This window comes from Bradyrhizobium ganzhouense, assembly GCF_049949285.1.
Lineage (GTDB): Bacteria > Pseudomonadota > Alphaproteobacteria > Rhizobiales > Xanthobacteraceae > Bradyrhizobium > Bradyrhizobium ganzhouense.
This window is the reverse complement of sequence record NZ_CP181318.1, coordinates 1,214,861-1,229,799: the sequence shown is the minus strand read 5'-3', so window position 1 is coordinate 1,229,799 and position 14,939 is coordinate 1,214,861. Positions and strand designations below refer to the sequence as shown.

Sequence of the window (14,939 nt, the reverse complement as noted above, 5' to 3'; positions counted from 1 at the left end):
GAGGGAACCGCCTCAACTGAGGCGCGGGCCGAACAGCCGGCCGAGCCACGACCGCTTGGGCTGCGCGATGGTCTGGACTTGGTGGCAGAACGCCTCAAAGAGCGAGGCCGCGTCGACCTGTTCGTCGCTCTCTACACGTTTCTGAATCGTCGTAAGGACAAACAGCTTCAGACTGGTGCCTGGCAAAACAAGGGCGGGAGTCCGCCCCAAGTCGTCTGTCACGATCGCCCACCTCATACCAAGCTGCTGCGCAAGAGCGTCACCGAAACAAAGACCCAGCGCTTGAAGCAGCGTGACGTTGCTTCGGTCCAAATTGCGATCACGCAAAACGACGTCGATCACAGCCAGCTTTCCGACCACCGTATCAAAACTGCGTTGTGCATCCGGACTGAACAGGCCGCGAAGCCAAATTCGCATCTCGTCAAGGCCCGCAGCGTCCTGCTCCGTAAGCGGAGTTACTTCACCTTCCATGCTTCCCCCAGCGCGGCAAACGCCGATAGAGCAAACCGCCGCCACTGCAATTTAACGATGAGGCGGGTGTTGGCAACAACTACTCCGCGGCCACCGTCAGATTCGCACCATCCACCTGCACCACCTTCACCCTTGTCCCCGCCGGCGTGTCCGGGCCCGCCACGCGCCACACGGTGTCACCGATGCGCATGGTGCCGTTGCCGTCGATGATCGGCTTCTCCAGCGTGAACTCGCGGCCCAGCAGCGCCTCGCTGCGCTTGTTGAGGAAGGGGCTGGCGCTTGCGTCCGCCTTCGGCCGGGCGAGCCGGCGCCACACTGGCACCGCGGCGGCTGCGAACACCGCGAACATCACGAGCTGGATCTGCCACGATATGACGACGGCGAACGAGATCAGCCCCACTAGCAACGCGGCCAGCCCCAGCCAGAACAGGAACACGCCCGGCGCAATCACCTCCAGCGCCATCAGGATGAAGCCGAAGATCAACCAGTTCCAGGTGCCGAGCGATACGAACATGTTGGTCATGACACGACCTCTTCAAATTGGCGCAGGCCCTTAGCGAAGGCCATGCGCTGATCCTATCCCTGCCGCGGCGGCACCGCCGGCGGCGTCGGAGCGGAGGATGGCACCGAACCGCCACGACGGGCGGCGGCAGCAGCGGATACGGCACTTTCGCCGAACGTCGCCTTGGCGATCTCGCCGATGCCGGCGAGCGAGCCCAGCATGCCCATCGCTTCGACCGGCAGCATGATAACCTTCTGGTTCGGCGACTCGGCTAGCTGGCCGAACGCCTTGATGTATTTGTCGGCGATAAAATAGTTCAACGCCGCCACGTCGCCCTTGGCGATGGCCTCGCTGACCATTTGCGTGGCCTTGGCCTCGGCTTCGGCCGATCGCTCGCGCGCTTCGGCGTCGCGGAAAGCGGCCTCGCGGCGGCCTTCCGCTTGCAGGATCTGCCCCTGCTTGGCGCCCTCAGCGCGCAGGATCTCGGACTGGCGCGCACCTTCGGCCTGAAGGATGTCGGCGCGCTTGACACGCTCGGCCTTCATCTGCCGGCCCATCGCTTCGACGAGGTCGGCGGGGGGCACGATATCCTTGATCTCGATGCGATTGACCTTGAGGCCCCAAGGCGAGACCGCGGCATCGACCACGCGCAGCAGGCGTTCGTTGATCTCGTCACGGTGCGAGAGCACCTGATCGAGATCCATCGAGCCCATCACCGATCGGATGTTGGTCATGGTCAGCACGATGATCGCCTGCTCGAGGTTGGCGACCTCGTAGCTCGCCTTGGCTGCATCAAACACCTGGAAGAAGGCGACGCCGTCGACCGTCACGGTGGCGTTGTCCTTGGTGATCACCTCCTGCTCGGGAATGTTGATCACCTGCTCCATCATGTTGATCTTGCGCCCGACGCGATCGAAATAAGGCACGATCAGATTGAGCCCGGGGCTTAGCGTCTGGGTATATTTGCCGAACCGCTCGATGGTCCAGTCATAGCCCTGCGGCACCGTCTTGACGCCGGCAATCAGCGTGACGATGACGAGCAACACCAGAACAATCGCGAAAATATCAAAACCGCTCATATTTCCTCCAAGGCGGAAAAAAACTTCCCGCGCTGCCATTGGTCGGGACCAGGACCCTACCGGTTCAGCGGTTGCCTTTCACGTCGGCATCCACGCCATTCTGCACAAGACGCGACGCGAGGGAACGGTCACGATTATGTATTTGCGAACGGCCCTTGAAAGCGTCCAGGCGTAGACCTACCGGCAAAGGTTAAGAAATTGCGCCGCTACTCGATGACGTCGTTCGCGGTTGCGAGCAGGCTTGGGGGAAGCGTAACGCCAATCGCCTTGGCCGTTTTCAGGTTGATCGCCAATTCGAACTTGGTGGGATTCTGGACCGGCAGGTCGGCCGCCTGCGCGCCCCTGAGGATGCGATCGATATAGCTGGCGGCGCGGCGCAGCTGCTCGGCGCTATCGGTGCTGTAGGACATCAGCCCGCCTTCGTCGACAAAGACGCGGCTCCAGAACATCGCCGGCGCCCGCGCTTGCGCGATGGCCGCGAGCAGAGGCGCGCGATTGGCCATGGTGAAGAAGTCGGGCAGCACCAGGAAGCCGCCATCTCTGTGCGAGGCCAGCGCAGCAAGCGAGGCTGTGTCGTGGACCGGCGCGGGCTCGACTGTCACATGAAGCGCGCGTCCTGCCTGCTCGATCGTGTGCAACATGAGGCCGGCGAAAGGCGCAGTCGCGGGATTGTAGACGACAAACACACGGGAGACCCTTGGCTGGATCTGCGTCAGCAGGTCCAGCCATTTGCCGGCGAGAGGACCGTCATAATCGGTGAAGCCGGTGAGATTGCCGCCGGGATGGGCGAGGTTCTTGGCAAAGCCCTGGCTGACAGGGTCGGTGATCACGGCGAAGACGATCGGCGTCGTCGCCGCACGCTTCTGCAGCTCCTCGACCGAGGGCGTACCGATCGCGAACAAGACATCGGGCTTGAGCGCGACCAGCTCGTCTGCGAACTTCGCGATCCGCTGCCGGTCGCCGTCGCCGCTGCGCCAGTCGATCTGGAGATTGGCCGCTTCCTTCCAACCATGAGCAGCGAGCGCCTCGGCAAGGGGAGCCTGCCCGATCACGTCGTCTTCGGTAACCGCGAGCACGCCGAGCCGTCGCATCGTGGGCTGCTGCGCCAGAGCGGAGGGCGCCAACGCGGTGATCGCCCCAAGAAGCGCCAGACATTCGCGGCGGTTCATGGAGCGCTCCTCAGATCCAGACACATCAGACCCAGCCTTGCAGCTCGCGCAGCACCAGCGTGCGGATCACATCCATGCCGGGATCGCTGTCGTTGAGGCAGGGGATCGCGGAAAACTGTTCGCCACCATTGTGCTTGAAGATCTCAGCATTCTCCTGCGCGATCTCCTCCAGCGTCTCCAGACAGTCGGCGGAAAAGCCCGGGGTCACCACCGCGATGCGGCGCACGCCTTCTTTCGCAAGACGCTCCATCGTCTTGTCGGTGTAGGGCTGGAGCCATTCATCATTGCCGAAGCGCGACTGGAAGGTCAGCAGCAGTTTTGTGTCGTCCATGCCGAGGCGGCGGCGCAGCGCCTCGGTCGTGGCGATGCAGTGGCTCTGATAGGGATCGCCCTTGTCGACATAGGATTTCGGCATGCCGTGGAAGGAGGCGACGATCAGCTCGGGCTTGAACGACAGCGTCGCCAGATGCGTCTCGATCGAGACGGCGAGCGCCTCGATATAGGCCTCGTCCTCGTAATAGGGCGGCGTCACCCGCAGCGTCGGCTGATTGCGCAGGCGGGCGAGCACGCGGAACACCTCGTCGCAGACGGTCGCCGAGGTCGAGGCGGAATATTGCGGATAAAGCGGCACGGCGAGGATGCGATCGCAGCCCTTCGCGATCAGCGCATCGATCCCCGCCTTGATCGAGGGATTGCCGTAGCGCATCGCCCAGTCCACCACGACATGGGCGCGGTCCGACAACGCGGCGGCGAGCTTGTCGGCTTGCGACCGCGTGATGGTCTTCAGCGGCGACTCGTTCCTTTCCGTGTTCCAGATCTTGCGGTAGTCGAGCGCCTTGGTGCGGGGACGGCTGCGCAGGATGATGCCGTTCAGCACCAGCTGCCAGATCAGGCCCTGGTCCTCGATGACGCGGGCGTCCGAGAGAAATTCCTTGAGATAGACCCGCACGCCCGGGGCATCAGCGGTATCGGGCGTGCCGAGATTGACCAGCAGCACGCCGACGCGCGGCTGGGCCGACGGCGCGGCCGGTTTTGCTGAAACAATGGGGGCAATGGTCGTCATGATCAGTTGCGTCGCGCGTTGCCCCGAACTTGTCAAGGTGAGCCCGGTTTCGCTAGGGTCGCCCCCAAGCGGGGGAGGGAAGATGACACTCGCGGAATGGTGCGTTCTCGGAGCGCTGCTGCTCTATCTCTTGACGATCGTCTCGATCAAATGGATCCGGTTTCGCGGCTTCGACAATTCCCGGCCGCGCGATCCCGCCTTCTATGAGGACGCCATCGCGCAGCGCGCGCTTGGCGCGCACCAGAACGGGATCGAGACCTTTCCGTTTTTCGCCTTTGCCGTGCTGCTCGCCGAATTCCGGGACTCGCCGCAGCGCCTGATCGACGAGCTCGCGGTGCTGTTCCTGATCGTGCGGATCGCCTATGTGCTGACCTATCTCGGCAACCGCCCGACGCTGCGCTCCATCCTCTGGAGCATCGGCTTTGCGATCAATCTCGGGATTTTCTTCATGCCGTTGCTGAAGCGGCTGCTGCCGGTGTGAGATTTCTTCCTTCTCCCTTGTGGGAGAAGGGAAACAAGGCTGAGATCAAAAACACGTCGTCCGCTCGGCCGCGATGTAGCCGAGCAGCAGGCCCGTGCCGAACAGCAGCACGAGGGCGGCGGCGCCGAACTCGATGCCGCGCATGAACAGCGCGCCGCCGCCGTCGCGCCCCGCGCTCAGGCGGCCGGCGATGTCCTTGGCAGAGACGGCAATCACCGCGATCGCCGCGACTGTGATCGCGGTGCCCAATCCCATCAGGAAAGTCGCAGCAATGCCGGCCCAGAACAGGCCTTGGGCGAGCGCGAACACCAGCACCAGGATCGCCCCCGAGCAGGGGCGGATGCCGACGGTGAGGATCGCAGCAAACCCGCGTCGCCAGCCGCCGGGACCGGCGAGCTCGCTCGGGGTGGGGCCGTGGGAATGGCCGCAATGCTCGTCATGGACGTGGTCATGAGCGTCGTGGTGGGCGTGCACGTGGCCGTGGTCGTGATGATGGTGGTCGTGATCGTGATGATCATGCGCATCATGATGATGGTGATGGCCGTGATCATGATGGTCATGCGGCACGCCCGCCATGGCCGGCACCGGCTGCGTCGCCTGGAGCGTGCGGATGAAAATGCGGCCCTTGACCCAAACCAGGCGCAGGCCGAACAGCGCGATCAGGGCGTAGCTCCCGATCTCGATCGCGCCCTCCGCCTTGCACATCGTCTTGGCCGTCGCATTCAGAATCCAGGCCGAGATGCCGACGATCAGGATCGCCACCACCGACTGCATCAGCGCCGAAGCAAACGACAGCGCGATGCCGCGCCGCGCGGTCTCGCGGTTGGCGACGAGATAGGAGGCGATCACCGCCTTGCCGTGGCCGGGACCTGCGGCATGGAAGATGCCGTAGGCAAAGGAGATAAAGAGCAGCGTCCACACCGCCGAGCCGTCGGTCTTGGCGGCGCGGATGGTCGACGACATCTGGCGATAGAATTCCGACTGCTTGGCCAGCAGCCAGCCAATCAGGCCGCTGGCCTCGGGCTCGGCTGCCTGCGCCGGCTTCGGCGCCCCGAACGGATTTTGCGCGAGGACATCGTGAAGCGCAGCATCGGCCACGCCGACGACGAGGAGAACAGCGGCGCAGGCGAGGAGCCCGCGCCCGAGAGGCGAGAGGTGCGGCTTCAAGGGCAATCCACCGTGATCTTGTTGGCGAACATCATGCCGAAATTGGCGTTCGGGCCGTCCATGAACGTCTGCTCGTTGAGCTTCTGCGCCGTCGCGGTACCGTCGCTGGGACGATCGAGCTTCATCTGGCAGCCCGCGGGCGCGCCGACCAGCTTGACCGGATCGTCCTTGGCCATCTGGAAGTCGATGAAGAAGGAGCGGTCGAACACTTCCAGCATCAGTTGCTTCGGCTTGAGCGGCGTCTTCAGCGGCAAGGTGAAGTGCAGGGTCAGCACCGTATCCTTGTAGTCGAGATAATAGTCGACCGGCTCGCTGAAGCGCTCCTTCTTGCCGTCGGCTCGCGCAAAGGTGAAGTAGGCATATTCCTTCAGCGACTCGACATTGGTCTGCGCCAGCGGCCCCAGCTCCTCGCGCGTATAGGCGCCCTTCTTCTTGGCCTCGAGCCCCTGCACCGCATAGGCCGAGAACATGTCGTCAAACGTCCAGGCGTGGCGGACGCCGGTGATCGAGCCATCCTCGGCGTAAAGCAATTCGCTCGTCGCCGTGATCCAGACATGCGGATGCGCGCTCGCCGAGCCGGCTCCGAGCAACAGGCCAGCGGCGAGCAGCCATCCCAGCAGGGCACGCATGCCGGTCAGGCCGCCTTGGCGTCGTCGAGCAGGCCGCGGCGGCGCAGCAGCGCGTCGGGCTCAGGCGGGCGGCCGCGGAAGGCCTCGTAGGCGGCTTCCGGATCGACCGATCCGCCGCTCGAATAGATGTCGTCGTGCAGGCGCTTGGCTACCGCCGGATCGAAGATGTTGCCGGCCTCCTCGAAGGCGCCGAAGGCGTCGGCGTCCATCACCTCCGACCACATGTAGCTGTAATAGCCCGCGGCATAGTGATCGCCGGAGAAGATGTGCCCGAATTGCGTGGGCCGGTGCCGCATCGAGATTTCCTCGGGCATGCCGATCTTCTCCAGCTCCTTCTTCTCGAAGGCGCGGACATCCTGCACGGCGGCGGCGGGCTGGGAGTGGAATTCGAGATCGACCAGCGCCGAGGAGACGAACTCGACGGTGGCAAAGCCCTGGTTGAATTTTCGCGCGGCAAGGAAGCGCTTGAGCAGATCGTCCGGCAGCGGCTCGCCGGTCTGGTAGTGGCGGGCGAACTGCTGCAGCACCTCGGGCCGCTCCTGCCAGTGCTCGTAGAGCTGCGAGGGCAGCTCGACGAAATCGGTGAATACCGAGGTGCCCGACAGCGACGGATAGGTCACGTTGGACAGCATGCCGTGCAGGCCGTGGCCGAACTCGTGGAACAGGGTGCGGGCATCGTCGGGCGACAGCAGCGAGGGTTCGGCTCCGGTGCCCTTGGCAAAATTGCAGACATTGATGACGAGCGGCGCGATCTCGCCATCGAGCTTCTGCTGGTCGCGCAGCGAGGTCATCCAGGCGCCGGAGCGTTTTGACGGCCGGGCGTAGTAGTCGCCGTAGAACAGCGCCTTGTGCTTGCCGTCGGGGCCCTTCACCTCCCAGACCCGCACGTCGGGGTGCCAGACCGGCACGTCCCTGCGCTCCGCGAAGGTGACGCCGAACAGGCGGGTGGCGCAGTCGAAGGCGGCGGCGATCATATGGTCGAGCGTCAGATACGGCTTGATCGCGGCGTCGTCGAAATTGGCGCGCTGGAGGCGGAGCTTCTCGGCATAGAAGCGCCAGTCCCAGGGCGCCAGTTTGAAATTGCCGCCCTCCTCCGTGATCAGCGCCTGCATCTCGTCGCGGTCGGCGAGCGCCCGGGCGCGCGCCGGCTTCCAGACCCGCTCCAGGAGGCCGCGCACCGCATCCGGCGTCTTGGCCATGGAGTCTTCGAGCCGGTAGGCGGCGAAGGTCGGGTAGCCCAAAAGCTTGGCGCTCTCCTCGCGCAGCTTCAGTATCTCGCCGATGGTCGTGTTGTTGTCGTTGGAATTGCCGTTGTCGCCGCGCGCCGTAAAAGCCTTGTAGACCTTCTCGCGCAGATCGCGCCTCGCCGAGCTCTTCAGGAACGGCTCGGTCGAGGAGCGCGACAGCGTCACAATGGCCTTGCCTTCCATGCCGCGATCTTCTGCCGCAGCCTTGGCCGCGGCGACAAAACTCTCCGGCAGGCCCTGGCGATCGGCCTCTCCTAACTCCATGAACCAGTCCTGCTCGTCGCCGAGCAGATGATGGCTGAAGCCGGTCGCAAGCTGGGCCAGCTTCTCGTTGATCTCGGCCATGCGCGTCTTGGCCTCATCGGACAGGCCGGCGCCGGCGCGGTGGAAGCGGGTGTAGGTGCGCTCCAGCAGGCGGAGCTGCTCCGGCGTCAGGCCGAGACTGGCGCGGTTCTCGTGCAGCTGGGCGATGCGACCAAACAGCACGGCGTTCATCATGATCGGATTCCAGTGCCGCGCCATTCGCAAGGAGACCTCCTTGTCGATGTCCAGGATGGCCGGGTTGGAATGCGCCGAGACCAGGTCGTAGAAGACGGACGCGACCTTGTTGAGCAGCTTGCCGGAGCGCTCCAGCGCCGTGACGGTGTTGGCGAAGTCGGCCGCGGCCGGATCGTTGGTGATCGCCGCGATCTCGGCGGAGTGATCGGCAAAGGCCTGCTCGAAGGCGGGCAGGAAGTGCTCCGGCTTGATCTCGTCGAAGGGCGGGGTCGCAAACGGCGTCACCCAGGCCTTCAGCAGCGGATTGGTCTCGGAGTCCGTAGTCTGGCGGGGATCTGACATCGCAAGTCCGTGTTTTGAGCCGATTTGTTGGGTCCAGCTATAGCACGCGATCGGGCTTTTTTGGGCCATTTGGCCTTGCTCCCGCCCGCCTTTTCGGGGAGATTGCGGCCCTCGAAGCCACGGACCCCACAGCCCATGAACGCGCCCTCCTCGTCTTCCCGTCAGATCGTCTGGCCGAGCGTCATCACCGTCATCAGCGCCGCGATCCTGATCGGCGCCGAGGTGTTCGGCGCAGCGTTTGCCGGCGGCTGGGCGCTCGCCATTCTGATCGGGCTCGGCGACCAGGGCGCACACATCCTTCAGGCCGTGCTGTTCGCACTCGGCGTGCTGGTGATGACGGCCTTCATCCGTGCAGCTCAGCGCGTCGAGCCGTTCTTCAAGCGCGGCTGACGCTTCCTCACGCGCGACAGACGCGCACGACACAGAAAACTTAACGCACGTTCATCTTCAGCGTCGCTCGCGCAACACCGCGCAAGCAGATGTTAGGCAATTCTGTCCGCAGCCTAAAAAAATTCTTGCGAAGCAGAGTCAAAACGCTTATGTGCGGACTTGCCCAATTTCGCACGTGCCTGTGGTCGTGTGTCAGTCGGTAGGTATCCGGACAAGAGGCCGGACAGCCGCCAAGGGGTGAAGAAGCCGAGGGGCTCTTCGGAAGTGCCGAAGTCGGAAGACTGAAGAAGTCAGAAGATCTCAGCAAACCCGGAGTGTCCAGCATCTCTCTCAAAGAGATGCCATGTCGAAGGTGACTTCACTTTTTGCAACCGTGACTGGCAGCCGGAGGCGAACCGGCGCACCCCGCTCTCAACGGGGGACGCGACTTAAAGCAACGACGGATCGGGCTTTTTTGGTCTCTACCGGCAGTCCAACGCCGGCGCGGGCTACTGAAAAGGCTTGTCCTTCATTGCCAGGTGTGCGGGCGGGAAAATTCCCAACCAATCCACGGCAGCACAGTCTGATGTGAGTCTTTGGCTCGTCACGCCTCCATCGCGTGATCTGGCCGGAGTGCTCTTATCCGACGACATTTTTTGAACGGATCCCCGTCGCTGGGCCGTTTGGGAGAGTGCTATGACCGAACGTATTCAGGAATTCCTGCGCAACCGCCGCAGCGAGGGCCGGGACACCGAGCCTTGCCTCGTGGTCGACCTCGAAGTCGTGCGCGACAATTACCAGACCTTTGCCAAGGCGCTGCCCGACAGCCGCGTGTTCTATGCCGTCAAGGCGAACCCGGCGCCGGAAGTGCTGGCCCTGCTCGCCTCCATGGGCTCCTGCTTCGACACCGCGACTGTCGCCGAGATCGAGATGGCGCTAGCCGCTGGCGCTACGCCCGATCGCATCTCCTTCGGCAATACGATCAAGAAGGAGCGCGACATCGCGCGCGCCTTCGCGCTCGGCATTCGCCTATTCGCGGTCGATTGCGTCCCCGAGGTCGAGAAGGTCGCCCGTGCTGCTCCCGGCGCGAAGGTGTTCTGCCGCATCCTCTATGACTGCGCCGGCGCCGAATGGCCGCTGTCGCGCAAGTTCGGCTGCGACCCGGAGATGGCCGTCGAGGTGCTCGACGTCGCCAAGCGCCTGGGCCTGGAGCCGTGCGGCATCTCCTTCCATGTCGGCTCGCAGCAGCGCAAGGTGAAGGCGTGGGACCGTGCGCTGGCGATGGCATCGCAGGTGTTCCGCGACTGCGCCGAGCGCGGCATCAACCTGACCATGGTCAACATGGGCGGCGGTTTCCCGACCAAGTACCTGAAGGACGTGCCGCCGGTCGTCACCTACGGCCGCTCGATCTTCCGCGCGCTGCGCAAGCACTTCGGCAACCAGATTCCGGAGACCATCATCGAGCCGGGCCGCGGCATGGTGGGCAACGCCGGCATCATCGAATCCGAAGTCGTGCTCATCTCGAAGAAGAGCGACGAGGACGAGGTGCGCTGGGTCTATCTCGACATCGGCAAGTTCGGCGGTCTCGCCGAGACCATGGACGAGTCGATCCGCTACGCCATCCGCACCCCGCATGACGGCGCGGACATGACCCCGTGCGTGCTCGCCGGCCCGACCTGCGACAGTGCCGACGTGCTGTACGAGAAGAGCCCGTATCCGCTTCCGGTGACGCTCGAGATCGGCGACAAGCTGCTGATCGAAGGCACCGGGGCCTATACGTCGACCTACTCGGCGGTGGCGTTCAACGGCATCCCGCCGCTGAAGACCTACCACATCTAAGCAGCCTCTCTTTTTCCGAGGCCTGACGAACCCGGGAGCCGGCTTGCCGGCTCCTCCCTGACATCTTTGATTCTGACGACGCCTTGCACCGGCGTGCTGCGCGCACGTCGGCTCAAGCGGGGACTGACGCGCCATGACTGATTTTCGGAAGCCACAAGTTGCCCTCACTTCGAATGCCGCTCCGTTCGCGATCCGTAGCGAGCGTGCTGTCGACGCCGCCGCCCGTGAAGCGCTGCTGGATGCCTCCTTTGGCGAAGACCGCCATGGCCGCACCTGCCAGCGCCTGCGCGACGGACGTGCACCTGCCGCAGGCCTTGCCCTGTCGGCTGTGCGCGAGGGGACACTCGTGGGAACCGTGCGGCTGTGGCACGTCAGCGCCGGAGGCAGGCCTGCTCTGGTCCTCGGACCGTTGGCGGTGGACCCTGCCTGCCGCGAGCTCGGGATCGGCGCCGCGCTGATGCAACAAGCGCTGGCCGCCGCCCGGGCGCGCAGGCATGCCGCCGTGATCCTGCTCGGCGATGCGCCTTACTATGCCCGTTTCGGCTTCTCGGCCGAGAAGACCGGCGCGCTGATGCTGCCCGGCCCGTTCGAGCGTGACCGTCTGCTGGCGATCGAATTCCAGGCCGGTGCACTCGACGGCGCCGAGGGGATGATCGTCCCGACCGGCGCGGCCCTCTCCAAACGGAGGGTAGTTCGCGCCCTCCAGGCGCACGCGGCCTAAGGGATTGCCATGATGGCGACGACCGAAGCCGCATTGAGCGGCAGTGCCCGGCCGCGCCTGCGTTTTTAAGCTCACTTCCTTTGGGGTTGCGCGAGCCCCAGAAACGCCCTTTAACCCCACGAAATTCCCCATTCCAGCCGAGGCCGAACCCATGTCCCGTCGCCTGATTTCCACCGGCTCCCCTTTCGAGAAGACCGCCGGCTACAGCCGCGCCGTGATCGACGGCGAGTTCGCCTTCGTCGCGGGAACCACCGGCTATGACTACACCACGATGACGATGCCGGCCGATGTCACGAGCCAGTCACGCAACTGCTTCAAGACCATCGAAGCGGCCCTGAAGGAGGGCGGTTTCGAGATGGCCGACGTGGTCCGCGTGACCTACTACCTCACCGACATCAAGGATGCAGACGCGCATTTCGCCGTCTGCGGCGAAGTCCTCGGCGACATCCGGCCAGCGGCAACGCTCGTCGCCGTCTCGGCGCTCTACAAGCCCGAGATGAAGGTCGAAATCGAAGTCACCGCCAAGCGCCGCAGCGCCTGATCCATTCCTCACCCCTTGTCCGCCAGCACGTTCCGGAGAACCCATCCCATGAGCCACCCCTCGCAGATCTACGCGAAGATCACTGGTCCCATCGTCATGGTCGGCTTCGGCTCCATCGGCAAAGGCACGCTGCCGATGATCGAGCGGCATCTCGATTACGACAAGTCGCGCGTCACCGTGATCGATCCCAAGGACGAGGGCCGCAAGGCGCATTGCGAGAAGCAGAATGTGCGCTTCATCCAGAAGGCCGTGACCAGGGACAATTACCGCGAATTGCTGACCCCGCTGCTCACCGAAGGCGGCGGCCAGGGCTTCTGCGTCAACCTCTCGGTCGACACCGGCTCGACCGACATCATGGAGCTCTGCAACGAGCTCGGCGCGCTCTATATCGACACCGTCAACGAGCCCTGGCTCGGCTTCTATTTCGATTCCTCGAAGGGCCCGGAAGCGCGCTCCAACTATGCGCTCCGCGAAGTGACGCTGGCCGCCAAGAAGGCGCGCCCCGCGGGCTCGACGACGGCCGTCTCCTGCTGTGGCGCCAATCCCGGCATGGTCTCCTTTTTCGTCAAGCAGGCGCTGCTCAACGTCGCCGCCGACCTGAAGCTCAACGCCCCCAAGCCGAAGACCAAGGCCGAATGGGCTGACTTGATGCGGCAGGCCGGCATCAAGGGCATCCACATCGCCGAACGCGACACCCAGCGCTCCAAGACACCGAAAGAGCCGGATGTCTTCGTCAACACCTGGTCGGTGGAAGGTTTTCTGTCGGAAGGCGTGCAGCCGTCCGAGCTCGGCTGGGGCACCCATGAAAAATGGATGCCCGAGAATGCGCACACCCACGAAGCCGGCTGCGGCGCTGCCATCTATCTGATGCAGCCCGGCGCCAACACGCGCGTGCGCACCTGGTGCCCGACCCGCGGCGCGCAGTACGGCTTCCTCGTCACCCACAACGAGTCGATCTCGATCTCCGATTACTTCACGGTACGCGATGCATCGGGCAAGGCGATCTATCGGCCGACCTGTCACTATGCCTATCATCCGGCTGACGATGCCGTGCTGTCGCTGCATGAGATGTTCGGCCGCGCCGCCAAGATGCAGGAGAAGCACCACATCCTCGATGAGAACGAGATCGTCGACGGCATCGACGAGCTCGGCGTGCTGCTGTTCGGCCATGACAACAATGCCTATTGGTACGGCTCGCAGCTCTCGATCGAAGAGACCCGCAAGCTCGCGCCCTATCAGAACGCCACCGGCCTGCAGGTGACCTCCGCCGTGCTCGGTGGCATGGTGTGGGCGCTGGAAAACCCGAAGGAAGGCATCGTCGAAGCCGACGAGATGGATTTTGATCGCCTGCTGGAAATCCAGCTGCCGTATCTCGGCCCGGTGAAGGGCTTCTACACCGACTGGACGCCGCTGACGGATCGTCCGGGACTGTTTCCGGAAGATATCGACACCAGCGATCCCTGGCAGTTCCGGAATATCCTGGTGCGGTGAGGGGCGCGACGCGCCCCGCCCCACACACCGCTGTCATGCCCCGCGAAGGCGGAGCATCCCGTACACCGTGGCGTCTCGGTATCCACGCGCCGCCTCTGGAATACCGGATCGTCCGCCCCAGTGCGCAATTGCGCACAGGCGGACGATGACACGGAGCGAGTGGATGCTGCCGCCTACTTCTCCTTGATCGGCGGCGCGATCTTCTCGGCAGGTGCCGCCGGCAACGCCGGCTTCGTGGCCGCGCCTTGCGTCTGCGGATCGGGGCGCGCGGGCTCGGGGGCCGGCGTGGTCGGCCGGTCGCCGCCGGGTTTTGCCTCGGCCGGCGTCTTGCCCTGATCGTTGGACGGCGTGCCCTGGAGCGGCTGGGTTGCCTGCGCCAGCTCCAGCCGGCTCTGGGCACGGATTTGGGCGAGCGACATCACTGACACCGCGATGCCTGCAGCGAACAGCGAGCCGGCGATTGTCAAATCGAGCTTCAGTCTGCGCTTGTCATCCTGGCTGGGCATGTCGATCACCGCCTTTGTCTGCGGGATCAACGAAGTTGCACCATTGCGGTTCCCTCTTCGCCGAGGCGGGAACCTGGGACTCGCGGCAAAAGAACACCGCGTTCAATCGGTGGTGCTGACTTCCCAAGTCGCGTGGCGGACGCCCGGCAGGTGCTGGAGGTCGGTCGCCACCGCATTCAGCTCGTTCGGATCGACCGCGGTCGCGACCAGCTCCGCGACGATTTCAATCAGATCTTCGCCGGTTTCGACGATCTCGACGTCGGCCACCGGATATTTCGCCTCTTCGAGCTTGTCGATGAGCCGGTCACGCATGTCGGGCAAGGCGTCCAACGCAACCGCAACCTTGAAATAATAGGTCGCCTCCAGCGCCTTCTCGTCCAGCGGGATGCGGTTGATGGCATTGACCAGCGGGCGCAGCAGCGTGTTGCCGGCAATGACGAACACGGTGAGCGCGGCCGCCTGCGCGACCATGTCGGCACCGGCGCAGGAGCCGACCGCGGCCGAGGCCCACAGCGTCGCCGCGGTGTTGAGGCCGCGCACGTCCATGCCCTGCTTCATGATGACGCCGGCGCCAAGGAAGCCGATGCCGGAGACGACGTAGGCGATCACCCGGACCGCGCCGTCGGCGCCATCCAGATGCATGGCAAGATCGACGAAAGCGGCTGCGCCGACCGCGACCAGCACGTTGGTGCGCAGGCCCGCGGTGCGTTGCCGATATTGCCGCTCGGCACCGATCAGCGTGCCCAGCACGAAGGCCGTGAACAGGCTGATCAGCGTGTCGGCGAAATCAGCGATCTGGAAGGTCGTCAGGAACCGCATGATTC

General features: G+C 64.4%; 16 protein-coding genes. 6 read left to right on the top strand and 10 right to left on the bottom strand.

What is annotated here, in order from left to right; genetic code table 11:
* Positions 1-12: 12 nt before the first annotated feature.
* From ACLFLU_RS05765 to hemH, 5 genes are all read right to left on the bottom strand, one after another.
* Complete coding sequence (locus tag ACLFLU_RS05765; RefSeq protein ID WP_426411360.1) at positions 13-471, bottom strand: DUF3806 domain-containing protein; 459 nt, start codon at positions 469-471, stop codon at positions 13-15.
* A gap of 79 nt (positions 472-550) precedes the next feature.
* Positions 551-994, bottom strand: coding sequence for an NfeD family protein (locus ACLFLU_RS05760; protein ID WP_426411359.1), 444 nt, complete (start codon positions 992-994; stop codon positions 551-553).
* A 53-nt stretch (positions 995-1,047) separates the two neighbouring features.
* Positions 1,048-2,052 carry an SPFH domain-containing protein gene (locus ACLFLU_RS05755; RefSeq protein WP_234684448.1) on the bottom strand — a complete coding sequence of 335 codons (1,005 nt, stop codon included), beginning with the start codon at positions 2,050-2,052 and terminating at the stop codon, positions 1,048-1,050.
* Between the two features lie 206 nt (positions 2,053-2,258).
* On the bottom strand, positions 2,259-3,221 hold the full coding sequence (locus ACLFLU_RS05750; protein WP_426411358.1) for an ABC transporter substrate-binding protein: 963 nt from the start codon (positions 3,219-3,221) through the stop codon (positions 2,259-2,261).
* A 25-nt stretch (positions 3,222-3,246) separates the two neighbouring features.
* The gene (hemH, locus tag ACLFLU_RS05745; protein WP_426411357.1) at positions 3,247-4,284 is read right to left on the bottom strand and encodes a ferrochelatase; all 1,038 of its coding nucleotides are present in this window, start codon (positions 4,282-4,284) and stop codon (positions 3,247-3,249) included.
* 82 nt (positions 4,285-4,366) lie between these two features.
* On the opposite strand from hemH, the gene ACLFLU_RS05740 reads away from it, so the two are divergent.
* Positions 4,367-4,765, top strand: a complete 399-nt coding sequence (locus tag ACLFLU_RS05740) for an MAPEG family protein (protein WP_426411356.1) — start codon at positions 4,367-4,369, stop codon at positions 4,763-4,765.
* A gap of 45 nt (positions 4,766-4,810) precedes the next feature.
* Here ACLFLU_RS05740 and ACLFLU_RS05735 read toward each other — a convergent pair whose 3' ends face one another.
* The 3 genes from ACLFLU_RS05735 to ACLFLU_RS05725 are packed head-to-tail and all read right to left on the bottom strand — an operon-like array spanning position 4,811 to position 8,648.
* A complete protein-coding gene (locus tag ACLFLU_RS05735) occupies positions 4,811-5,932 on the bottom strand; it encodes a nickel/cobalt transporter (protein WP_426411355.1) in 1,122 nt (373 codons plus the stop codon).
* Positions 5,929-6,561 (bottom strand): DUF1007 family protein, encoded by a 633-nt coding sequence (locus ACLFLU_RS05730; RefSeq protein ID WP_426411354.1) that lies wholly within the window; start codon positions 6,559-6,561, stop codon positions 5,929-5,931. The genes ACLFLU_RS05735 and ACLFLU_RS05730 overlap by 4 nt, the downstream gene beginning before the upstream one ends.
* Before the next feature lie 5 nt (positions 6,562-6,566).
* Positions 6,567-8,648, bottom strand: coding sequence for a M3 family metallopeptidase (locus tag ACLFLU_RS05725; RefSeq protein WP_426411353.1), 2,082 nt, complete (start codon positions 8,646-8,648; stop codon positions 6,567-6,569).
* 135 nt (positions 8,649-8,783) lie between these two features.
* Here ACLFLU_RS05725 and ACLFLU_RS05720 point away from each other — a divergent pair, with 135 nt between their 5' ends.
* The 5 genes from ACLFLU_RS05720 (at position 8,784) to ACLFLU_RS05700 (ending at position 13,609) form a co-directional block, all read left to right on the top strand.
* Positions 8,784-9,038 (top strand): hypothetical protein, encoded by a 255-nt coding sequence (locus tag ACLFLU_RS05720; protein ID WP_426411352.1) that lies wholly within the window; start codon positions 8,784-8,786, stop codon positions 9,036-9,038.
* Between the two features lie 675 nt (positions 9,039-9,713).
* A complete protein-coding gene (locus tag ACLFLU_RS05715; RefSeq protein ID WP_426411351.1) occupies positions 9,714-10,856 on the top strand; it encodes a type III PLP-dependent enzyme in 1,143 nt (380 codons plus the stop codon).
* A gap of 133 nt (positions 10,857-10,989) precedes the next feature.
* Positions 10,990-11,577: a GNAT family N-acetyltransferase gene (locus tag ACLFLU_RS05710; RefSeq protein WP_426411350.1), complete on the top strand. Its 588-nt coding sequence runs from the start codon at positions 10,990-10,992 to the stop codon at positions 11,575-11,577.
* A gap of 151 nt (positions 11,578-11,728) precedes the next feature.
* A complete protein-coding gene (locus ACLFLU_RS05705) occupies positions 11,729-12,118 on the top strand; it encodes a RidA family protein (RefSeq protein WP_426411349.1) in 390 nt (129 codons plus the stop codon).
* A gap of 48 nt (positions 12,119-12,166) precedes the next feature.
* The gene (locus tag ACLFLU_RS05700; protein ID WP_426411348.1) at positions 12,167-13,609 is read left to right on the top strand and encodes a homospermidine synthase; all 1,443 of its coding nucleotides are present in this window, start codon (positions 12,167-12,169) and stop codon (positions 13,607-13,609) included.
* A 173-nt stretch (positions 13,610-13,782) separates the two neighbouring features.
* Here the strand turns inward: ACLFLU_RS05700 and ACLFLU_RS05695 are convergent, their stop codons facing one another.
* Together ACLFLU_RS05695 and ACLFLU_RS05690 are read right to left on the bottom strand one after the other, a co-directional pair.
* Positions 13,783-14,115 carry a hypothetical protein gene (locus ACLFLU_RS05695; RefSeq protein WP_426411347.1) on the bottom strand — a complete coding sequence of 111 codons (333 nt, stop codon included), beginning with the start codon at positions 14,113-14,115 and terminating at the stop codon, positions 13,783-13,785.
* 102 nt (positions 14,116-14,217) lie between these two features.
* The gene (locus ACLFLU_RS05690) at positions 14,218-14,934 is read right to left on the bottom strand and encodes an MgtC/SapB family protein (RefSeq protein ID WP_426411346.1); all 717 of its coding nucleotides are present in this window, start codon (positions 14,932-14,934) and stop codon (positions 14,218-14,220) included.
* Positions 14,935-14,939 lie beyond the last annotated feature (5 nt).